This window comes from Asaia sp. HumB (assembly GCF_030263835.1).
Lineage (GTDB): Bacteria > Pseudomonadota > Alphaproteobacteria > Acetobacterales > Acetobacteraceae > Asaia > Asaia bogorensis.
Genome location: NZ_JARPML010000002.1, coordinates 1,645,168 through 1,666,211, shown reverse-complemented (window position 1 = coordinate 1,666,211; position 21,044 = coordinate 1,645,168). Strand labels below are relative to the sequence as shown.

The window sequence follows — 21,044 nt, the reverse complement described above, 5'->3', positions numbered from 1 at the left end:
GCACCGCGCCAAGGACGCCGACATAGCTCAGGGGTAGAGCAACTGATTCGTAATCAGTAGGTCCTCGGTTCAATTCCGAGTGTCGGCACCATCTCCCCCCCTACATTTTGCGCTCGATCAGTTTGATGCATGACCAGGCTTGGTTTGCCTGCGCCCAAGCAACCAACCCGCGACGCAATACAACGCGAGAAACCCTAGCGGGATCCACTCGCCGCGCAGGGTTTGCGCGGTCAGGTCTGTCAGTACGGTCGCCAGATTGATCAGGCAGGCCAGTATTGCCAGAACCGGCACGATTCCGATCCAGAGCCCACCAAAACGCACACCGCCCAGCGGCACCCGAAACCGTGCCTGAGGCAGGCCTTCATCACCACGCAGCTTCATGACGGCGAAGGCGATCACCAGAAAACCGATCATCGTGCCGATACTGACGAGATCGGCCAGCAAGGTAATGGGAAGGAGCGCGGCCGTCAGCGCGGTCAGGCCTGTGGTCAGCGCAATGGCGAGCACTGGCGCACCCGTCCTGGCATCGACCAGACAGAGGCGCGGGCTAATAAGGCGATCATGGGAAAGGATGTGGCAAAGGCGGGACTGACCATAAAGGCTGACAAACAGCACCGAGCCCAGACCAATGACGGAACCGAATTGCAGCACGAGCGCCAGAGCAGGCATGGCCAGCGCCTGCACCGCCAGCGCAACAGGGCTTGCCGTGCCAAGCTGGCGAAACGGCACAAGCCCGGTCATCACCAGTGAAACCATGACGTAGAGCACCGCGCTGATCGCCAGAGCGCCGATCAGCCCGAACGGCACATCCCGCCCCGGTTGCCGCGCTTCAGAAGCCGCAATCGAAATCGAATCGAAGCCAAGATAGGCAAAAGAGACGACAGCCACCGCACGCAACAGCCCGGCAATGCCAAAATGGAACCCGCCTTCTGAGGCGGGCAGGAAGGGGTGCCAGAGAGCCGGCTTCACCTGCGAACAACCCACCCCGACAAAAACCACCAGCACAGCGAGCTTCAGCAATACAAAAGCGACATTGGCCCTGCTTGCCTGACGGATGCCGCGTGACAGGACCAGGCCAAGAACAAGCACCAGAAAGAGCGCCACTGCATTGATCTGCGCCACGAGATGGAAACCGCCATCCTGCCAGATGACGGTCGACCCGCTCAGAGAAGCGGGCAGGGTAATGCCACAGCCCGACAGGAATTTGGCGAGATAGCCCGTCAGCCCAACCGAAACAGCCGATCCGGCCAGCGCATATTCCAGCACCAGCATCCAGGCGACCCACCAGGCAGGCCCCACGCCCAGCACCGCTCGTGCATAACCGTAAGCCCCGCCCATGGAACGCGGAAGCGCCGAGGCGAGCTCGGCATAGCAGAGCCCGATGAAGCCGCAGCTGATGGCTGCAAGAACAAAGGAAAGGGAGACAGCCGGACCGGCATATTGCGAGGCGGCGACACCGGGAAGAACATAGATACCCGCACCCACGACGCTACCGATCCCCATCATCAGCAGGCTGAATGGACCGAGCTGGCGATGAAGAGTGCGAGACGGGCCGTCTGTCGCCATGAAAGAGTTCCTTGAAGCGGGATAAGCGCCAAGCTGTGGCGTGCTCTCGCATTCATGGCAAGTCCTGTTCGGGCGTCTTCGCTCCTGCCGGAAGGCGCCTGCCTTCCATTTCGCAATCAGAACATCATGTTAACCGCGATCTGCGGTGCAACATTCATGTTGGTATTGTGGCCGGCATAGAAAACCGAAGCGCCTGCAATGACGCCGAAACGGGGCGACCAGCTGAATTCGAGTGCCGGTGCCACCATCCAGTCGCCTGATGACCCATTGATTCGATCGATACGCCGCCCCCTCGCGTCAGAGCCCCAGATGCGCGCGCCATTGGCCCAGTCGCGCACCATATCGACAGCAAGCACCCAGCGCTGGTTGAAGCCATATTCGAGTGAAAAGCCAGTCTGGCCACTCATGCCAGGGCGCCCACGCCCCACGAAACCCTTGGTGGTGCCATAGCTCGTCACGTTATCAAGGCGGGCCGAGGTGACAGCGCGCCGAAATGTCGCCCACATACGCAGCCGCAACGTGTGATCATGCGGCAAATCATAGGTTGATTGCTCTACCAGTGCCGTGCGGAAAACATAGGCGCCATTGCCCACGCCGTCCTGACTTCGGCCCAGATTGGAATAATCACCCGTCGGCATGAGCATGCCGACAAACAGGCTCAGCGACGGAATATACCGTTTGGGGTTGGGGTCCAGAAAGCGCCAGAGAAAGTCGACCGGCATATCGCCGAATTTTAGACTGCTGGTCGTGCCATCTCCGCGCTTCCAGCCATAGGAGATGGCAGGGAATATCTGGATACTGACATTATCGGTCAGCCCGTATTTGACCATCGTCGAATTGCTGATGGTTCTCTGGCCCGGTCCGGACGACATGGAGCGCCCATTGGACCCGAGATAATCCACGGGCTGATTATAGGTCAGATAGGGCTCAATTCCGAGCACACCTGCCTTGAACTGCGGGCCAGACGGCGAAATGAGAGAGCCAGTGTACCATTGCTCGCGCTTTGGCTGAGGCTCGGCATCAGATGCCCAGACCTTGCTGCCCATGCCACAGGGAAATGACAGGGCGGACATCAGGCCCGCAATAGCCGGAACTGACCGCAAAAAGCTCTTTATAGTGGGATAATGTCTCAAAATCTCGCCGCGTTATTTTTTTGTTACCCTACGACGGTTAAAAACCTTCCAAGGGTGACGCAACCTGTCCAAAGCGAGATTTTGCTGATCAAAGAGTCAGGTTCATTGGTATGCAAGGCGTTTGAGCGCACAAGATCACAAAGAATTCAGGAAAGTAATTCCTGCTCTTCATAAAGTTCTGAGAATTTTCTTTGGTATTTCGGAAGCGCCGCTCCAGATAAATCAGTAGATTATCTGGAGCGGGCGATGGGATTCGAACCCACGACCCCAACCTTGGCAAGGTTGTGCTCTACCCCTGAGCTACGCCCGCGTTCCGTTGGACGGGTAATTACTGCCTGAGGCCGTGGCGCGCAAGAGGGTTTTTTAAAAAACATGCTTTTTTTCTGCTTTTCTTTCTTGGGAGCCTCTCCCGACGCCGCGCACCCAGGCTCGGGCTTGCGTCCTGCACGCTTCAGAACAATCTTGTAGCCATGATGATCAACAGGTGATGCCAGCGAAAAGCCGCGCATCATCGGGACAGAGAGATTCCATGGACTATATCATTGGGCAGAATCGCCCCCAGCCCGGAAACGACGCAGGCCTGCCCCCGTCCCCCGGCGCTCCCGGCACACAGGCTGCACTCATCGTCGATGCCGATCAGCGCAGCTTCATGCCTGAGGTGCTCGAAGCCAGCCGGCAGCTTCCCGTACTTGTGGATTTCTGGGCGCCCTGGTGCGGACCCTGCAAGCAACTGACCCCCGTGCTCGAGCGCGCCGTGACGGCGGCCGGCGGTCGGGTCAAGCTGGTTAAGGTCGATATCGAGGCCAATGCCGCGCTTGCGGCCCAGCTTGCGCAGGTCGGTCTGCCCATCCAGTCGATCCCGCTTGTTGCGGCCTTTTATAAGGGCCAGATTGTCGACATCCTGCAGGGCGCCCAGCCCGAGAGCGAAGTGCGCCGCTTTATCGAGCAGATCGTCAAGGCAACCGGCGCCACGCTGCCAAGCGCGGATATCCTTGCCGCGGCCTCGGCTGCCTTGCAGGAAGGTCAGGCAGAGGAAGCCGCCGGGCTATTTGCCTCGCTGCTCGAAATCGAGCCGGAAAACCCCGAGGGCTGGGGCGGCATGATCCGGGCGCTGACGGTACTGGGTGATGATGAGGGTGCGGACGAGGCCCTGAGTCAGGTACCACCGAAGCTGGCGGAGCACCCGGCCGTGACAGGCGCACGCGCTGCCCTGGCCCTGCACAAGGAGAGCCATCAGGCAGCCTCGGCGCTCGACGGGCTCCGGGCGGAGTGTGCGGCGTCTCCCGACGATCTCGCTTTACGCTTCCGTCTGGCTGGCGCCCTGAATGGTGCGGGTCATAAATCAGAGGCAGCAGACACCCTGCTTGCCATCATCAAACAGGACCGCGAGTGGAATGACGGCGCAGCACGCGCCGAATTGCTGCGGTTCTTCGAAGCCTGGGGCAATACCGATCCGGCAACCTTACCCGCGCGACGCAAGCTGTCAGCCCTGCTCTTTTCCTGAGCCACGCCTCGCGGCTGCCATCCTGCCTTCTTCCCCTTTAAAAGAGGAATGACGAAGGCAGGGTCGAGGCCATTCAACCCCCTCTCCCATCCATCAGAAGGATTCACCTATGGCTCAGGATCTCGATCCCCGCCTTCTTTCCATGCTTGTCTGCCCGGTGACGAAGGAAGCGCTCATCTATGACCGCGAGGCTCAGGAGCTTGTCAGCAAGGGGGCCCGCCTTGCTTACCCGGTGCGCGACGGCATCCCGGTGATGCTGCCGGAAGAAGCCCGCCCCTTGGCCGACTGAAACGCCATGACCGGCGCCGTGCTCTAACGCACCGTGAAAAGCGCCGTATCGAGCGTGAAGCTCCCGTCAGCCTCGACAGCAAAATGCTGTCGGGTTCCGGCATCTGTCGCCCTCTGGAGCGACAGAATGGCCTGCTGATGCAAGGCAGGCGTCCGGGTTCGCGCAACCCATGAGGCGAAGTCAAGCTTCAGGCGCAAGGGCTGATAGCCTTCCAGCGCAAATCCAGCACTCTCAAGACTGCGTCTCCACTCCGAGACGCGATAATTGCGCATGTGCGAGGGATCGCGCAGGGTTTCGATCGCTTGCAGCACGGAATCGGCCATAGGGGCCTCTGGGGCGACCGTGTCGATAAAGATCCCCAGACCGCCCTGTCGCAGCACGCGGCGCGCCTCATTGAGCCCCTCCTGCAGGTCGCGCCAGTGATGGGCACTGAAGCGGCTGGCCACCACATCAAAAATGCCCTCTGCAAAGGGCAGGGATTCCGCAAAACCTCCGACAGGGCGAATCCGGGTCAGTCCACGGCGCTCTGCCTCGTTCCTGACGGCAAGAGCCATGCTCAATGTCGGGTCATAAGCCACGACCTGCCCGCAGAACGGCGCCATGGCATAGCTCACATGACCGCCGCCACAGCCGAGATCGAGGGCCACACTAGGGGTCTCTTCACGCAGCAGGGCGACGAGACGCTCCAGATCCTCCCCGACTGCGTGGGTCTGGCTACTGACATAATCCTTGGCGCGCGGGCCATAATGTCCGGTGACGAAGTCGCTCATGGATTCCCTCTCTTGCCGTAGGAGACTTCGGCATCGGGCACGGCATATTGGGGTTTGACCTCACTGGTCGTCACGGTCTCGGTGGCGAGGCCCGGCAGAACCGGCGGACCCGACGCCCCGTCCATGCCCGGTATGGCAACCGGCAGCGAAGCATAGGCGCGTGCCATGCGATCGCGATGGGGTGGCTGACCGGGCGGATGGCCCGGTGGACCATTCACGGCCAGATCCGGCTTCGGGGGGCCGAATGTATTATCCGCACAGCCGGCAAGAACCATCAGAAAGAGGAGGAGCGAGGCTGAACGCATGACGAATCTTGTATCAACCTCATTCACTGGCGGCAATTGACGGATGATGCCGGGTGCGGCAGGCATCGCACAGCAAATCGGGGGAGAGTTTTTCGTGTTTGATGGATCGCTGGCAACTGCCACAGGCCGACGCAAGGCGTGGATCGACAGTCTCTTCGTCGATCATGCCATTTTCCGTCTACCCTGGACCAATCTCGCTACCGTCGTACCGGGCAATGTCTATCGATGCAATCACCCCACACCCGCACGGCTGGCCCGACTCAAGCGAAAGCTGGGCCTGCGCACGCTGGTCAATCTGCGCGGGCATCGGCGCTGCGGTTCAGATGCCCTCTCACGGCAGGCTGCGCAGGCGTTGGGCCTCGATCATATCGACATGGCTTTCGAAAGCCGTGGCGCACCGCACCGAGACAGGATCCTGCGCTTTGCCGAGTTGTATGCGCAGATCGAACGCCCGATGCTCATGCACTGCAAGTCAGGTGCCGACCGCGCAGGCCTGGCCTCGGCATTGGTCATCCTGTTCGAAGGCGGGACAGCCGCTCAGGCGCTGCGCCAGTTGCACTGGCGTTTTGGGCATTTCAACCGGGCTCGTACCGGTATTCTCGACGCATTTGTCCTGCGCTATCAGGTCGAGGCTGAAGGGCGCATACCCTTCATGCACTGGGTCGAGCATGAGTATGACGAGGTCAGGCTCAAAAAGGATTTCACGGCGGGTAAACTGGCCTCTTTCGTAACAGACAAGGTTTTGCGCCGGGAATAAACTCCCATCGGGCTCAGAACCCGCGCTTTTGTCTCAATCCGGGAACGCCATGCTTTTCACCAGGTTGACCAGCTGAAACCTCACCTTGGCGTCTGTGATATTCTGGAAGGCGTGCAGGAGCTCAACGGACATTGTATCGAGGCGTAGTGCAGGCATGGGTTCCGCTGACAGACCTACGGGGGCAAGCCCATCTTCGCCTGTCGCCGACCTGAAACCGGATGGTGCCTCTGAAAAACCGGTCGCCGCCGAGGAGGCGCCCTCAGAGCGTCGCATGGACCCGTTTCCCCCACCAGCCAGATCATCGAAGAAGAAACCGATCGGCACATCGAGAACGCGCGACATTTCATAGAGGCGACTTGCCCCTACCTTGTTCGCGCCACGCTCATATTTCTGCACCTGCTGAAAAGTAAGTCCCAACGCCGCGCCGAGCTTTTCCTGCGACATGCCCAGCATGGTACGCCGCAATCTGATCCGTGCGCCGACGAGAGCATCGATCGGACCCGCTGCCGAGGCGCTTTTTGCGGTATTACTCATCAAGCATGGACTCTTATTGGTGGTTAATCAGATACACCCAACGGCATAGATTAACTTTCTATTATCTACTGTCGGCGATGCCCAAGAAAAACAGCCACCAAGACAGCCATAATGCAGAGACTGACAGGGACTATTCTTCCATAGATCGAGAATATTGTTGGCCGGTGCGGCGAGGGTATGGCGAGAACAAGGCTATCTGCCTTACCCCAGGGCAAGCGGGCAATTTCGTGCCCGGCGCCATCAAAAGCTGCCGTGATACCCATATTAGCAGACTGAACGACCGGCAGTCCCTCTTCGACCGCCCTGATTCTTACGGTCGCCAGATGCTGGCGCGGCCCTGCACTATTACCGAACCACGCATCATTGGTGATATTCGCCAACCAGTCTGGACGCTTGGCGCCTGCGACATGGCCGGAGAATATGATCTCGTAACAGATCAGGGGTCCGACAGCCCCTAGCGCTGGCAGCGACCAGGTGGCTAGCCCCTTACCCGGCGTCAACTGACCTGGAAGCAGATTGAACGGAATGAAGCGTGGCTGATATTCTCCAAACGGAACCAGCGTGGACTTGTCGTAGACGGCCCTGATCTGCCCGCTTTCATCCAGAGCGAAAATACTGTTGTAAAACCGGTTATCTGCGTCGCGCCGATCCGACCCGATCATCCCCCATGCGCCATCTGCCGCCTGGGCAATCATGCGCCTAGCGGGCTCATCTTCGTCCAGAAGTCCGGGAAAGCCCGACTCAGGCCAGAGATAGATAAGGCCCCGATCCTCGTTGAGGGCCCTTGCCTTCGCTACGGCTTCATTGGTGAGGCGCAGATAAAGCCTGAATGCCTGCACAGCACCATCGCGCGAGAGAATGTCGCGCTCACGCACATTCCCCTGCAACAGCGCCACCACGGGATTCCTGACGGGCAAGAGTTGGGGGTTGGTCAGGCTGTACGCCCCCCATATACCCCACACGCAAATGCCCCCGATCAGACCAAGGCGGACTGTGCGCCCATGCCAGACCAGCAATCCGCATAGAGCAGCGACCAATGTCAGCCCGTCCACCCCTATAACGGCAGCAGGCTGAATGAGAATATCACCCACCAGACCCGGGATCTCGAACACGCTGCCGGTCGGGTTCCAGGGAAAGCCCGTGAAGATGAATACACGCGCCATGTCAGCCAGCGTCCATAGCGCAGCCAGCATGACCATGCGTGACGCGCCTTCCGGCATGAGGCGGCATAGCAGGACGGGCACCATGATGAAGGGCGCAAGAATCAAGGCGCAGCCTGGGGCGGCAATGGGCACAGCCCACCAGAAATCATGCGCCCGCGTCAGTATGGCATTCGTCAACCAGGACAATGCCGCCGTGTGATAGCCAAGCCCGAAGAAAAAGGCGTGTACCGCAAGCTGACGAGGGCTCGCTGCGTCCTGCGTGCAACGATAAAGATAGAGCAACCCAAGGGAGAGCGCAGGCAAGCAGTACAGAGGCGGGAGCGCCAGCGAGGCAAGAGCCCCGACGACGAGATCAGCCAGAATCATTTTCCCGGTGGAAAATGGAAGCCGGCTCGACGGGAAGGAAGCGTTCCAGAGCCGGAAAGTCACATTTTACTCCTGGTCTTATTCTAGGGCGTCTCTCAGGCGACGCTCATAATGACGATAATACTTGTCCGCCAGGAGCTCGCTTTTAACGAGAACGGCCACATCCGTCGTATTGAACTGTTCATCCACAACGGCCCCGTCACCAATGAAACCACCGAGACGCAGATAGCCCTTGATGAGGGGCGGCAGCTTCGACAGGCATTTGCGATGATCAAGCAGATGCGGATCGCTGCGCTGCATATCAACATACCGGTCCGGCAGAGCGCGAATGCGGAGCGCCGGCGGGGCGAGATGATTATGATACAGATAAGTCAGCTCATCAGCCATGAGATCGGGATTTGTCCCCGGCAGGCTGGCACAGCCAAACAGAACATCGATACGATGCAGGAAGATGTACGAGGCAATGCCACGCCAGAGCAGCTGCATGGCCGAACGACCACGGTAGCGCTGATCGACACAGGAACGCCCGACTTCAAGCAGTCGACCAGGGAATTCCGTGAGCGTCGAGATATCGTACTCGCTCGATGTGTAGAAACGTCCGAGCTGAGCGGCCTTGTCGCTGGTCAGGAGACGATAGGTCCCCACCACGCCTTCGGCACCCGACGACACAGCATGATCGATCACGAGAAGATGGTCCGCCACCTCATCGAAATCGTCGATATCGCGCTTCAGACGAGCCGTGCGTTCATCCGCATGAGCTCCCATCTCCTCGAAGAACACGCGGTAGCGCAGGGCCTGAGCGGCTTCGCGTTCGGCATCGGTCGTTGCAATACGCACGCCAAGCTGCCCCCCCCGAAGTTCGGGAAAGGCGTCCCTGGACAGATCGAGGCTGGAAAGTGACTGACCTGCAGCAGCACTGTTTTCGCCGTCCGTAACAAGAAGACGCAGGATCTCGGCGTGGGAGGGTTTGGCGCTCATCAATCCTGACCTGTTGAGCCGCCTGCCTTCTGGGGCATGCGGCGGCCGAAGAGTTCGAGACGATGCGACACGAGATCAAAGCCGAGGCGACGGGCCAGGGCCTCCATCAGGGCAGCATGGTCCTCATCCTCGAATTCGACGACATGACCGGAATCGACATCGATAAGATGATAGTGGTGCTGGTGGCCAGGTTCGCTGGCCTCATAACGTGCACGACCACCACCAAAATCACGACGCTCGAGGATCCCTTTTTCCTCTAGCAGACGGACCGTGCGATAGACTGTTGCGATGGAAATACGCGCATCGAGCTGCGAGGCACGACGATACAGCTCCTCGACATCCGGGTGATCTTCAGCTTCGGACAGGACACGCGCGATGACACGGCGCTGCCCTGTCATCTTGAGGCCCCGGTCGATACATAATTGCCCGATGCGTGACTCTTCCTGAGCCCGCCCGCTTCGCTTTGCGTCAGCTTTCGCTTCAGATACCATGGAATACGGCGTAGCCGAAAATCCGGTCCTTTGCCAACGTTAAGTATCGGACAAAGGGCGCCTTTCTCATCGACGGTGGCCAAGACCGATCTTGCGCGCCAGATTCGAGCGGTGGCTCGCATAATTCGGTGCGACCATCGGATATTCTGGCGGCAGATCCCAGCGCTCGCGGTATTGCTGAGGCGTCATGTCATAGACGGTCTGAAGGTGGCGGCGGAGCAGTTTGAGCTTTTTGCCATCTTCGAGGCATATGATATAATCGGGAAATACTGATTTCTTCGGCGGTACCGCTGGTATCGGCTTGATAATTTCGGGCTTGGTATTGGCAACATTGGACAAGGTCTGATGGATTGTCCGGATGAGATTGGGCAGGTCCTGACCCGAAACTTCATTATGAGCCACATAGGCAGAGATGATCTGTGTCGTTAGCTTCTGCAAAATCAAGTTATCCGGATCGCTCGACATATAAATTTCCCTCAATGAATATATCTGATTGATAGAAATACACTCACCAAACGATATAGTACAAGAAAATATATCGAACAACTAGGGGTACTCAATACAATGTCCGTGCAGATTATTGATATCACAGACAAGACCTGCCCCATGACCACAGTTTACGTTCGCCTTGCGCTTGATCGGTCCCAGATTGGCCAGGATCTTCTCGTGCTGCTCAGAGGAGAGGAAACGCGCCGCAACGTGTTGACCCTGCTGGAAACGCTCGGACAGAAGGCAGAGTGGGAGGTCGCGGAGAACCCGGTCGAGAGCGATTACCGTATAGCGCTATGTAAATCATGACGCATGACCCGCGCATCGCTTCCGTCGGGATAATAAGAGCGCCTGATCCCGCATTCCTCAAATCCGAGTGCGAGGTAAAGAGCGCTTGCCGGACTATTGTTGACTGACACCTCGAGGAAAAGGCTCGTCACCCCCTGCCCTCTAAGAAAAGTGAGGCTTCCCTCGATCAACGCGCGCGCAACCCCTTTGCGGCGGAACGCAGGCAGCACAGCAACAGTCAGAATCTCTGCCTCATCCATGCAATGCCGCACGAGAAGAAGGCCGGTCGGTCCACTGTGATTGGTGTAGACCCAGCCTGCAACACCCGGCATCGAAAGTAAGCCGGTGAAGGCCTCGGCCGTCCATTGCTCGGGTTCGGGAAAGGCATCCCGGTGCAGGGCGGCACAGAGTTCCCCATGGGCCGTACCCAACATGACCATTGGGCCGCCGTCGGTCATCCCTGCGGTGCAGGACGCAATCCACGGGCTGGCAACTTGGCCTCCGGTGCGTCGATGTAAAGGGGCTCAAGCATGGCGCTGTCGGCTGTCACCAGGCCCGCTTCCAGAATCATGTGGATGTCGGGTCGTGCTGTTTCAAATGCCCCTGATGGAACCGTATGTCCTGCCAGCATGGCGACGCCATTGCCGACCAAGGGCCCTTCCCGGCCCGCACCCTGCCTGGACAGAAATGCGTCCGGTGATCCGGCCCAGAAGGAACCGTCAGCCCATTCGACAAACAGACGATCACGACGTGCCTGCGTCAGACAGATGGCACTTTTCAGACCTTGTCGCGTACGGAAACAGGCACCTGTCGTGACACCCCTCAACTGCGCACCGAAACCAAGCGCCAGGCCGTTCGCCAGAGCAAGACTGGCCCGCAGGCCAGTGAACGACCCAGGCCCTATGACGGCGATGATCAGTTCCGGCCCCTGATGCCAGCCCGGCATCTTGAAGAAGTCACGGCAATGCGCGGCCAGGGATGCCGTCGCCCCAAGGCCTTCGATCGCTACATGTACAACACAGCGACGACCCTCGAAGATCGCCAGATCCCCCGCGCTCGATGGACCCAGTGTTGCGCCATTCAGCACCAGGCTGCGCGTACCTGCCGTCAACACCATCAGAGAACGAGGCAGGCTTCGTCAAAGGCCAAACGCATGGCGCGTTCCACCTGTGGCGGCGCCTCCGCATAACCCAGACCGGCGATGAAATTGATGCGCCAGCCTGTATCGGAGAGAAAGTCGTCTTCGATTGTGTAGCCGTCGAACCCTGAGAACGGTGCGACATCAAGACCAAGGGCACGGGCCGCAAGGATCATGTAGCCGCCCTGGAGAGAACCATTGCGAAACGCCGTCTCTTCCGAGAGTCCGACATCAGCGGCAAACCAGTTCCGCAGGTTTTCCTCCCGGCTCAAGCGGGGCAGATGCTCGAAGAACAGAGGGTCATGACAGACGAGCACCACGACAGGCGCGCTGAGACAACGCTCAATATTGCCCGCGGACAAGGCCGGTCGCAGGCGCTTCTTCATATCGTCAGAAGTCAGGAAAACGAGGCGTGCTGGACAGCAATTGCCCGATGTCGGACCAAGCTTGACGAGATCGTAAAGCGTGACCAGCGTCTCGCGTTCGACCGGACGGGCTGACCAGCCAATGGGTGTGCGGGCCTGTCGAAACAGGCGATCAAGTGCCAGCGCGTCAAGGGCCGGTGACAGGGCGCGTGCATCACCCGGTGCGGCGTCATGATCACGCCGGGTGCTGCCAGCCCGGACGGTCTGATCAGGGCTTGAGCCATCCAGCGACACCGGGACAGGGGACTCTGGCTGACTCTCACTCACGGCTTCAATCCTCGACTTGCTCTACGGCCACCACTTCAGGGACGTAGTGACGCAGCATGTTTTCAACACCATGCTTCAGTGTGGCGCGCGATGAAGGGCAGCCAGCGCAGGCGCCCTGCATCGTCAGACGTACAACACCGTCACGATAACCCCTGAATACGATATCACCCCCATCTCCTGCAACGGCAGGGCGAACGCGCGTATCGAGCAGTTCGCGGATCTGGGCGACAACGGCTTCGTCCTCAGGGGCAATCGCCTCTTCCTGAGCTTCTGCAACCGATTCAAGGCTTGGCTCACCGGAGTCGAAATGGCTGGTAATCGCAGCAAGAAGCAGAGGCTTGAGCGTGTTCCAGCTGAATTCGTCGGTCTTGGTAACGGAAATGAAGTCACCACCAAGGAAAACACCGCACACACCCTGTACCGCGAAGAGGGTGGTAGCGAGGGGCGAGCGGCCCTCAGCTGCGCTGGCATCGGCAAAATCAGCCGTACCACGGTGGCCGGTTACGGCCCGACCGGGGAGGAATTTGAGGGTGGCGGGGTTCGGGGTATCTTCGGTCTCGATAAACATCACAGCTCTCAGATCACAGTTATCGCTGTGACATGTGCCATCAATCGTGACTCCGCAAGTCCTTTATCCCCCGAATCAGGCCTGGGCGACGCCCAGCGGCAGCATGATCTGCACGCACAGGCCGCGTCCGGGCACATTGTGCAGATCCACCTTACCCTTCGCCCGCCCGACTTCACGTGTGACAATGGCCAGACCCAGCCCCATCCCGCCAGTGGCGCGTGAGCGCGACCCCTCGACACGATAGAAAGCCGAGAGAACGTTTTCGAGCTCTGCTTCCGGAATTCCCGGTCCGTCATCGACGACGGAAACGATGACTTCCTTGCCATCCGTCTCAAGCGTCACATGCGCATCGCTGCCGTAATTGCAGGCATTGTCAATGAGATTGGCAAAAACCCGCTTGATTGCGAGAGGACGCACCATTGCCTGACAGCGATCCGGCCCGGTGTAGCTTGTGTCGCGGCCACGATCGCTCTGGGAGTCGAGCAACGTATTCAGGATAGCGACGAGATCGACCTGCTTGATCGGCTCGGGGTCCAGATCGCCAGCCAGATAGGCCAGAACCCCTGTCACCATAGCCTCCATCTCGTCGATATCGGCCTCGATCGCCGTTTGCGTTTCCTCGTCATCCATGAACCCGGCGCGCAGACGCAATCGGGCAAGTGGCGTGCGCAGGTCGTGTGAGACAGCAGCGAGAATTTCGGTACGGTCGTTGATAAGACGCCGGATGCGGTGCTGCATCTTGTTGATGGCCTGGGCAAGTCCACGCACTTCTCGTGGCCCACGCTCATCGACCATCGTCCATTGCATATCATCGGACTTGGCGATGCTGTCCGCCACCTGTGCGAGCGCACGCAGGGGCGTACTGAGCGCCCGTACGATCATCGCCGCGGCAATGGCGACGGCACCCGCGGTGATGGCCGCCGAGGCCAGCCCCCCCGTCATGTGCCTATGCTTGAGAATCCCGGGCACGTTGAAGGCCAGACGGCTTCCGTCTGCCAGCTGGAGGCTCCCGTGGATGCTCGATGAGTCGGCCCGATCGGCCCAGACACGGATATCGGCCTTGCCGAGATCGCGATCATTGGCGATCAGGCTTTCCTCGACCTGACGCAGTCTGTGCGGCTGGTCGAGGTCGATTGGCTGGTTGGCCGAACGCCAGCTCACACTGATACCGTTATCCGAGAGAAGGGCGCCCAGCAGACCGCGCTGACTGATCGGCGTCGTGCGCAGCACACGCAGATCAGTGCTCAACTCCTCTGCAAGCTGGGTAATGCGGCTGTCGTCATCGATATATGTTTCCGCCTCTTCATAGAAAAAGGCGCTGGCCACGAAGACCAGAATGACGGCAGCGAGCAGAACCACGCTGACCCGGCCGACAAGGCCGACCGGCCACAGACGGATGATGCGGGGCGTATTTCCCCCTCCAAGACTGAACGGCATGGCGGTTTAGACGCGCTCGACTTCTGCCACGAATATATAGCCCAGGCCGCGCACAGTGCGGATCAGCGCATCGGCGTCGGCACCAAGCTTGCGGCGCAGACGGCTGACGAGCACGTCGATGCTACGGTCCGAAACGTCGCCAAGGCGCGTGCGCGAGAGTTCGAGCAGCCTGTCACGAGCGATCACGCGCTGGGGATTGTCGAGGAAGCTTGTGAGCAGGTCATGCTCGGCACCCGAGATGTCGACCACAGCGCCCGAAGGATCTGTCAGCTCGCGGCGACGGAGATCCAGCTTCCATCCTGCAAAGAGGATTGTCTCCTTGCGCGATACCTCGGTCGGAGCGGCACCCTGACCGCGGCGCAGCACGGCGCGAACACGCGCCAAGAGCTCACGTTGGCCGAAAGGCTTCGCGACATAGTCATCAGCGCCGATTTCGAGGCCAAGGACGCGATCGCGCTCTTCGCCACGGGCAGAAACCATTATGATCGGGGTCTGGGCCAGAGGCGCTTCGCCGGGGTGGTTCGTTCCCTGACCGTTGCGAATGGCGCGGCAGAGTTCCACACCACTGGTCTTGGGCAACATGACGTCCATGACGAAAAGATCGACGGGGCCAACTGCGAGGGCGTCCCACATTTCGTCGCCTGAAGCGACACTGCGGACCCTGAATCCATCACCCTGCAGGGCGCGCTGGATCAGGGTACGCATCCCCGGATCATCTTCTACGATAAGGATACGCGCCGGCAGGTCGGGAGCGGGAGTGGGAGCAGTAGGAGCTGTCGTCATTATCCCATCGATCATTCTGTGGTAAACGAGATTTGATACAATTTATGTCTCAGTTCACGCAAGAACAACCGTATTGATGGGACTCGACGAATTTTACCTCATTTTGATGATTTGGTAAGCAATAGGGTCCAGAGCTGCGCGAGATCCTGCGACCCATGATCGCCATGGACATCGGCAAAGCTTTTTACTGCCTCAGCCTTGCGACCCCCATCCATCTGCGCCATGGCGTATTGCAGCTTAGCGCCTTCGGGAGCGATCGGCTTCTTGGCTAACCCTTCGCGCATCAGGGCAAGGCCCTCGTCCACCTGGCCATTCAGCACAAGATTATATCCCGCGGTGAGCGACGGTGCTGCGTTGGGCATCTTGCGCGCTGCCTCAGCATCCGCAGCCAGTGTGGCCTTCGTATCGGCTGCACGCTTGACCACCATCGCTTTCAGGCGGGCCTCACGCGCAGCGCCCTGGTCCTTGCCCAGCGCGCCGGAAGCATAGGCCTGGTTTATCAGGTTTAGCCCCAGCTGCGGCAGACCGGCCTGAACAGCGCGCTCGACCATGTCCATGTAATCTGATGGGTCCTTGAGCACACCCGTCGTCATGCGCAGACGCTCGAGGTTGAACTGCAGGGCGTCAGGCATCTGGGGGTCAGCTGCGAGATTATGGATCAGCATCGCCCAGTAATCAGGCTTGGAATAGTATTTGGCGAGCAGCACATAGGCATGCGTCTCGTTCGCCGCATCCTTCATCTGATGATAGCAGGTCGCCAGGAACTGAAGCTGGTTCTCGGGCGGGATACGCTTGGCCTTGATCTCGTCGTTGATCTGGTCCTGCTGTACGCGCGCAGCGTTCTTGTAATCCTGCTGCAGGTAATAGGACTGGACCAGAAGCGTCTGCATCTGGGCGTTCGGGCCAGCAATCTTGAGGTAGCGCTCAATAGCCGGAACAGCGTGCGCGTAATCCTTGGCATTGTAGGCCATGGTCGCGTTGGCCATCAGCATCTGCTGCTTGGCTGCCGCAGGCGTGCGCGGTGACGCGATCAGCACGTCATAGGCTTTCGAGGCCGCGGCCACATCGCCCGACGAGGCAGCAACCGCCGCACGCATCTGGGCAATGGTGTATTTCTCGTATTCGGTTTTCCCCGGAATCGCATCAGCCGCGTTCACGGCGCTCATGGCCTTGGCGTAGTTTTTCGCGCCCAGAGCCGTTTGCGCTTCCTGCAGGGGTTTGCCGACCTTGGCACTCAGCTGATCTTCAGCATGAGCGATCGTGACGAGCGAAGACCCGATGACCGGAACGAAAGAGGAGGCTGCCAGAAGCGAGCTGGCAACCAGGAGGGCGCGAGAACAACGGGGAAAACGCACTTACTGTCCTTCCATGAACTGGTCTTGACCGACGATACCGAGCTTGGTGATGCCAAGACGCTGGGCGTCGGCAAGCACATGGGCAACCGTCTTGTAGTCTGCCAGGCGATTGGGGTGAATATGCATCTCGGGCTGATCGGGCAGGTTTGCCGCGTTCATGAAGCGCGCCTGAAGATCGGCTTCGGAGGAGACGGGTTCGCCATTCCAGCTGATGGAATTGTCGAAATCGACCGCAACCGTGACAACCTTGGGCTCTTCGGTGCTCGGCGGCGGATTGCCCTGCGGCAGGTCCAGCGCGACCGAATGCGTCTGAAGCGGAATGGTGATGATCAGCATGATGAGCAGCACGAGCATGACGTCAATCAGGGGCGTCGTGTTGATATCGACGATGCCCTCGTCTTCATGCGTGCTGTCGGATCCGACGCTCATGGCCATGAGAGAACTCTCCAACAGGCGGAAAGCCGGCCAAGACCGGCATCCGGAAAAAACGGAGCCGGAGCCCCCTGCGACCCTGTGGGATCAGCAGCAGGCTCCTGAAGCGGGGTCCTGACCGAAATCAGGAGTGAGGCTGCTCGGTGATGAAATCGATGCGATAGATGCCAGCTTCCTGGCAGGTCGCGACGATTTTGCCGACAGCTTCGTAACGAGCCTTGCCGTCACCCCGGATCTGGATCTGGGGCTGGGGCTTGATGACTGCGACCTTCTCGAGACGATCGAGCAGATCCTGATGACCACGCAGAGGAACTTCGTTCCAATACGCCTGACCATTCGCCGTGACCGCCAGGACAATGTTGCCTGGCTTGGTCTGGGTCGGCTGGTTGGCGTCGCGCGGCAGCTGCACCTTCACGGAATGCGTCGCAACCGGGATGGTGATCAGGAAGATAATGAGAAGAACGAGCATGACGTCAACGAGCGGCGTCGTGTTGATCGCCGAGACGACTTCGTCTTCTTCACCACCCCCACCGACGTTCATCGCCATGATCAGGCAACTCGCGAGCTGGTGGTCGTGGTCGTCGGGCTGTGGTCAGGGCTGACCGTCGGGGCAACACCGTGACGGAAGCCACCCAGCAGGACGGACTGAACGTCGGCAGCAAAGTTGCGCACGCGGTCCATGGCGCCTTTGTTACGACGGACGAGCAGGTTGTAGCCCAGAACGGCCGGAACAGCGGTGGCAAGACCGATCGCCGTCATGATGAGCGATTCACCAACCGGACCGGCAACCTTGTCGATCGAGGCCTGGCCTGCAATGCCGATGGCGGTCAGGGCGTGATAGATACCCCAGACGGTGCCGAACAGACCAACGAACGGCGAGGTCGAACCCACGGTGCCGAGGAAGGCGAGGCCGCCCTGCAGACGCGTGTTGATGGTGTCAACCGAACGCTGAACGGACATGGCGGTCCAGCTATGCAGGTCGATGGCGTCGCGCATCGAGCCTTCATGGTGCTCGGCAGCCACAATGCCCGTCTCGGCAATGTAGCGGAACGGCGAAGCCGGCTTCAGGGCAGCAGCGCCTTCCTGAACGGTCGGCTTGGTCCAGAATTCACGTGCCGCTTCCTTGGAAGCCGAGAACACCTTGGACTGTTCCAGGAACTTGGTGACCATGATGATCCAGGTGCCTGCGGACATGATGACCATGATCAGCAGAACGCCACGGGCAATGGCGTCACCGTTGGACCAGAGAGCGCTCAGGCCATACGGGTTTTCCTGCGACTTCGGCGCGGTCGCCTCGGCAGGAGCTTCAGGAGCCGGGGCAGCGGCGTCAGGTGCAGGGGCACCAGCGGCCGGAGCGGCAGCGTCAGGGGCCGGGGCGCCGGGAGCGGGCGCAGCCGCATCGGGAGCCGGGGCGCCGGGGGCAGCCGGAGCAGCGGCGTCGGGCGCTGCGGGAGCCGGGGCTGCAGCGTCGGGAGCAGGAGCCGCAGGCTGGGCAGCCGGGGTTTCCTGGGCAAGAGCAACGGCCGGCACGACCACACCTTGCGCCACGGCAAGCGTGACTGCCAGGGCCGGGGCGGCGAGAGCGGGAAGGCGGAACAGTCTCGTCATTAACTCCAAATCCTCTGAAAAAGAGCCCCTTCAAGAAGGACTCTGGCAGTGCCGCCCCGTTCTCTGCCGGGCGCGGCTTGGTTTCTCACTTTCCGGGGCGCGGAGGCTGCCTGCCCCCTGCCCCGTCGGAAGAAGAAGCCAGGCTTCTCTTCCGTCATTCCGTCAGGCGACCGGTGCTTTCACGCCGGTCGCCATGCACTCAGTCATCACCCAGGGTGAAGTTGATGTGCAGGGTATGGTGATGCTCGACCACCGGCTGTCCATTCGTGACCGCAGGCTGGTAACGGGCCTTGCGGAGGAACTCCATGGCAGCTTCGACGAAGGCATGACCACCTGTCGAATTGGTGACCTGGCAGTTCGACGTACGACCGTCGGTGCCGATGTCACAGGCCACGGTAACGCTGCCTTCGCGGTTTTCTTCCAGCATCTCCTCAGGGAAGACCGGACGGGCACCGTTGATCGGCGAGGCACCAGCCGAGTGATCCGGCACAGGCGGGCCCTTCGGCGCTGCGGGAGCGGGCGGCGCATTATTGGCAGGCGGCACAGGTGCCGGCGGCTTTTCGTGCGTGACCTGCTTGATCACATGCTTCTGTGGCGGCGGCTGAATCTGGATCTTCGGCGGCGGTATGTACGGCGGCGGCGGCGTCGTCATCTGCGGCGGCGGCGGCGGTGGCGGCGGCGGCGGCGGCTTCTTCGGCTCCGTGATGATCTTCGTCTTGATCGGCGGATGGAACTGTTCGACGATTTTCGAACCCAACCCGTTCACCAAGGCGTAGATCACAACGACGTGGAAAAGCACAGCGATTGCGATGCCGACGATGTACTTCGTCGGGCGTCGCTCCTGCTCGGCGTAGTTCATCGGTTGTGTCACTCCAAACCCTCTGTCCTGAGCCCCACACCTCTCTTGGCGAGAGGGGCGGACCGACTTGATAATATCGCAACCGCCCCATGCGACTTGCGTTCCGGTCAGGCGTCAGTCTGGCCGACACATCCCGAAATGTTTACCATGCTCCCAGCGCATGGCTCCCGTGCAAATTGGGCAAAGGTAAGGCACTGCTGTCAAGTCAGTTTCGTTTCGATCGCACCGTTTTCCGACACGCAAGGTTTTGCATACCAGCGGCACGACACTTTGAGACACAGTGAAACGGAACATTAATTCACTGCAAGAGTAATATTTGTGAAACGCGCAAAAAGAGGCTGAAAGTCTTGCGCCGCAAGAGATTCAGCCCCTTGTCACCAACACCCTTTATTGGGCGTTGGCGCTGGCCTCCGAACGCGTTGCGCCTACGCGTTGAGCAAGTGCTGCGGACATGAAATCGTCCAGCGCACCATCAAGCACTGCATCGGGATTGCCTTTTTCCACCCCGGTGCGCAGATCCTTGACCAATTGATACGGCGCCAGAACGTAAGAACGAATCTGATGTCCCCAGCCAATATCGGTCTTGGCTGCCTCGGTCTGGGCTGCGGCAGCTTCACGCTTCTGCAGCTCGGCCTCGTACAGGCGGGCCTTCAGCATCTGCATGGCTGTTGCACGGTTGCGGTGCTGCGAGCGGTCGGTCTGACAGGCGACAACGATACCAGTCGGGATATGCGTGATGCGAATCGCCGAATCGGTCTTGTTGACGTGCTGCCCACCTGCACCGGAAGCCCGGAAGGTGTCGACCTTGAGATCACCGTCATTCACCTCGATCTCGATCGTATCGTCCACCACGGGATAGACCCAGACGGATGCGAAAGAGGTCTGGCGGCGGGCAGCGGCATCAAACGGCGAGATACGCACGAGTCGGTGCACACCAGCCTCGGTCTTGAGCCAGCCATAGGCATTGGCACCCGTGACCAGCAGCGTGGCAGACTTGATGCCAGCTTGCTCGCCCTCGCTGGTTTCCATGATGGTCACCTTGTAGCCGCGCTGCTCTGCCCAGCGCGTGTACATGCGCAGCATCATTTCGGCCCAGTCCTGAGCCTCTGTGCCACCGGCGCCAGCATTGACCTCGATATAGCAGTCATTGCTGTCCGCCTCACCCGAAAGCAGGCTTTCGATCTGGCGTGCATTGGCCTGCTCGGCCAGCTTACGCAGGGTCGCAACGGCTTCGGCAACCGTATCCTGATCCTGTTCGTCCTCGGCCAGCTCGACAAGCTCGAGCATATCGGCGGTGTCCTGCTCGATCTTCTCGACGCCTTCGATCTGTGTCGCCAGAAGCGTCCGCTCGCGCATCAGCTTCTGTGCGGCGTCGGCATCATTCCACAGGTCGGGGTCTTCTACCCGGTGATTGAGTTCGGCGAGACGTGTCTGTGCAGCATCCCAGTCAAAGATGCCTCCTCAGCAGTGCCACCGACTGCTTGATCTGCTCCGATAGGGCCTCGGTTTCGGCCGACATGATTCATGCTCCTGCGTGTT

25 protein-coding genes and 2 tRNA genes are annotated in these 21,044 nt (G+C 59.9%); 5 read left to right on the top strand and 22 right to left on the bottom strand.

What is annotated here, in order from left to right; genetic code table 11:
* Positions 1-16 precede the first annotated feature (16 nt).
* Positions 17-91, top strand: a tRNA-Thr gene (locus P5689_RS08605).
* A 26-nt stretch (positions 92-117) separates the two neighbouring features.
* Here P5689_RS08605 and P5689_RS08600 read toward each other — a convergent pair.
* The 3 genes from P5689_RS08600 to P5689_RS08590 all read right to left on the bottom strand — a co-directional run bounded on the left by P5689_RS08600 (position 118) and on the right by P5689_RS08590 (position 3,009).
* Positions 118-1,566 carry an amino acid permease gene (locus P5689_RS08600; RefSeq protein WP_285532834.1) on the bottom strand — a complete coding sequence of 483 codons (1,449 nt, stop codon included), beginning with the start codon at positions 1,564-1,566 and terminating at the stop codon, positions 118-120.
* Between the two features lie 116 nt (positions 1,567-1,682).
* The gene (locus tag P5689_RS08595) at positions 1,683-2,639 is read right to left on the bottom strand and encodes a hypothetical protein (protein WP_240993446.1); all 957 of its coding nucleotides are present in this window, start codon (positions 2,637-2,639) and stop codon (positions 1,683-1,685) included.
* 295 nt (positions 2,640-2,934) lie between these two features.
* A tRNA-Gly gene (locus P5689_RS08590) sits at positions 2,935-3,009 on the bottom strand.
* Between the two features lie 219 nt (positions 3,010-3,228).
* Between P5689_RS08590 and P5689_RS08585 the strand changes: the two genes are divergently transcribed.
* Together P5689_RS08585 and P5689_RS08580 are read left to right on the top strand one after the other, a co-directional pair.
* Positions 3,229-4,203, top strand: a complete 975-nt coding sequence (locus tag P5689_RS08585) for a tetratricopeptide repeat protein (RefSeq protein WP_285532829.1) — start codon at positions 3,229-3,231, stop codon at positions 4,201-4,203.
* Positions 4,204-4,312: 109 nt separating this feature from the next.
* Entirely contained in the window at positions 4,313-4,492 is a 180-nt protein-coding gene (locus P5689_RS08580) for a Trm112 family protein (RefSeq protein ID WP_023979770.1), read from the top strand.
* Positions 4,493-4,515: 23 nt separating this feature from the next.
* On the opposite strand, the gene P5689_RS08575 is transcribed toward P5689_RS08580, so the two are convergent.
* Positions 4,516-5,262, bottom strand: a complete 747-nt coding sequence (locus P5689_RS08575) for a class I SAM-dependent methyltransferase (protein WP_285532826.1) — start codon at positions 5,260-5,262, stop codon at positions 4,516-4,518.
* Positions 5,259-5,567, bottom strand: coding sequence for a hypothetical protein (locus tag P5689_RS08570; protein WP_023979769.1), 309 nt, complete (start codon positions 5,565-5,567; stop codon positions 5,259-5,261). The genes P5689_RS08575 and P5689_RS08570 overlap by 4 nt, the downstream gene beginning before the upstream one ends.
* Before the next feature lie 94 nt (positions 5,568-5,661).
* Here P5689_RS08570 and P5689_RS08565 point away from each other — a divergent pair, with 94 nt between their 5' ends.
* On the top strand, positions 5,662-6,324 hold the full coding sequence (locus P5689_RS08565; protein WP_285532823.1) for a tyrosine-protein phosphatase: 663 nt from the start codon (positions 5,662-5,664) through the stop codon (positions 6,322-6,324).
* Positions 6,325-6,357: 33 nt separating this feature from the next.
* Here the strand turns inward: P5689_RS08565 and P5689_RS08560 are convergent, their stop codons facing one another.
* From P5689_RS08560 to P5689_RS08540, 5 genes are all read right to left on the bottom strand, one after another.
* Positions 6,358-6,858: a helix-turn-helix domain-containing protein gene (locus P5689_RS08560; RefSeq protein WP_023979767.1), complete on the bottom strand. Its 501-nt coding sequence runs from the start codon at positions 6,856-6,858 to the stop codon at positions 6,358-6,360.
* A gap of 65 nt (positions 6,859-6,923) precedes the next feature.
* The gene (lnt, locus tag P5689_RS08555) at positions 6,924-8,450 is read right to left on the bottom strand and encodes an apolipoprotein N-acyltransferase (RefSeq protein ID WP_031241523.1); all 1,527 of its coding nucleotides are present in this window, start codon (positions 8,448-8,450) and stop codon (positions 6,924-6,926) included.
* Positions 8,451-8,465: 15 nt separating this feature from the next.
* Positions 8,466-9,365 (bottom strand): GNAT family N-acetyltransferase, encoded by a 900-nt coding sequence (locus P5689_RS08550; RefSeq protein WP_023979765.1) that lies wholly within the window; start codon positions 9,363-9,365, stop codon positions 8,466-8,468.
* Entirely contained in the window at positions 9,365-9,856 is a 492-nt protein-coding gene (locus P5689_RS08545; RefSeq protein WP_023979764.1) for a Fur family transcriptional regulator, read from the bottom strand. The genes P5689_RS08550 and P5689_RS08545 overlap by 1 nt, the downstream gene beginning before the upstream one ends.
* A 66-nt stretch (positions 9,857-9,922) precedes the next feature.
* Positions 9,923-10,321 (bottom strand): MucR family transcriptional regulator, encoded by a 399-nt coding sequence (locus P5689_RS08540; protein WP_285532819.1) that lies wholly within the window; start codon positions 10,319-10,321, stop codon positions 9,923-9,925.
* Positions 10,322-10,420: 99 nt separating this feature from the next.
* Here P5689_RS08540 and P5689_RS08535 point away from each other — a divergent pair, with 99 nt between their 5' ends.
* Complete coding sequence (locus tag P5689_RS08535) at positions 10,421-10,654, top strand: sulfurtransferase TusA family protein (protein ID WP_031241518.1); 234 nt, start codon at positions 10,421-10,423, stop codon at positions 10,652-10,654.
* On the opposite strand, the gene P5689_RS08530 is transcribed toward P5689_RS08535, so the two are convergent.
* The 12 genes from P5689_RS08530 to prfB form a co-directional block, all read right to left on the bottom strand.
* Positions 10,627-11,067: a GNAT family N-acetyltransferase gene (locus P5689_RS08530; protein WP_235075529.1), complete on the bottom strand. Its 441-nt coding sequence runs from the start codon at positions 11,065-11,067 to the stop codon at positions 10,627-10,629. The two genes, P5689_RS08535 and P5689_RS08530, sit on opposite strands and share 28 nt — an antisense overlap.
* 20 nt (positions 11,068-11,087) lie before the next feature.
* Positions 11,088-11,750 carry a peptidase M22 gene (locus P5689_RS08525; protein WP_023979761.1) on the bottom strand — a complete coding sequence of 221 codons (663 nt, stop codon included), beginning with the start codon at positions 11,748-11,750 and terminating at the stop codon, positions 11,088-11,090.
* Positions 11,750-12,340, bottom strand: a complete 591-nt coding sequence (locus P5689_RS08520) for a malonic semialdehyde reductase (protein WP_031241514.1) — start codon at positions 12,338-12,340, stop codon at positions 11,750-11,752. The genes P5689_RS08525 and P5689_RS08520 overlap by 1 nt, the downstream gene beginning before the upstream one ends.
* Before the next feature lie 127 nt (positions 12,341-12,467).
* Entirely contained in the window at positions 12,468-13,031 is a 564-nt protein-coding gene (locus P5689_RS08515) for a NifU family protein (RefSeq protein ID WP_023979759.1), read from the bottom strand.
* A gap of 75 nt (positions 13,032-13,106) precedes the next feature.
* Positions 13,107-14,468 (bottom strand): ATP-binding protein, encoded by a 1,362-nt coding sequence (locus P5689_RS08510; RefSeq protein ID WP_285532815.1) that lies wholly within the window; start codon positions 14,466-14,468, stop codon positions 13,107-13,109.
* A gap of 6 nt (positions 14,469-14,474) precedes the next feature.
* A complete protein-coding gene (locus tag P5689_RS08505) occupies positions 14,475-15,251 on the bottom strand; it encodes a response regulator (RefSeq protein ID WP_023979757.1) in 777 nt (258 codons plus the stop codon).
* A gap of 98 nt (positions 15,252-15,349) precedes the next feature.
* The gene (locus P5689_RS08500) at positions 15,350-16,606 is read right to left on the bottom strand and encodes a hypothetical protein (RefSeq protein WP_023979756.1); all 1,257 of its coding nucleotides are present in this window, start codon (positions 16,604-16,606) and stop codon (positions 15,350-15,352) included.
* Entirely contained in the window at positions 16,607-17,041 is a 435-nt protein-coding gene (locus P5689_RS08495; RefSeq protein ID WP_023979755.1) for a biopolymer transporter ExbD, read from the bottom strand.
* 121 nt (positions 17,042-17,162) lie between these two features.
* Positions 17,163-17,585 carry a biopolymer transporter ExbD gene (locus tag P5689_RS08490; protein WP_023979754.1) on the bottom strand — a complete coding sequence of 141 codons (423 nt, stop codon included), beginning with the start codon at positions 17,583-17,585 and terminating at the stop codon, positions 17,163-17,165.
* A gap of 2 nt (positions 17,586-17,587) precedes the next feature.
* Entirely contained in the window at positions 17,588-18,646 is a 1,059-nt protein-coding gene (locus P5689_RS08485) for a MotA/TolQ/ExbB proton channel family protein (RefSeq protein ID WP_023979753.1), read from the bottom strand.
* Positions 18,647-18,845: 199 nt separating this feature from the next.
* Positions 18,846-19,505, bottom strand: coding sequence for an energy transducer TonB (locus P5689_RS08480; protein WP_023979752.1), 660 nt, complete (start codon positions 19,503-19,505; stop codon positions 18,846-18,848).
* Positions 19,506-19,892: 387 nt separating this feature from the next.
* Positions 19,893-21,024, bottom strand: a protein-coding gene (gene prfB, locus P5689_RS08475; protein WP_122048714.1) for a peptide chain release factor 2 whose coding sequence is annotated in 2 segments (ribosomal slippage) — positions 19,893-20,954 and positions 20,956-21,024 — 1,131 coding nt in all. Because the reading frame shifts where the segments join, the coding sequence is not laid out codon by codon here.
* Positions 21,025-21,044 lie beyond the last annotated feature (20 nt).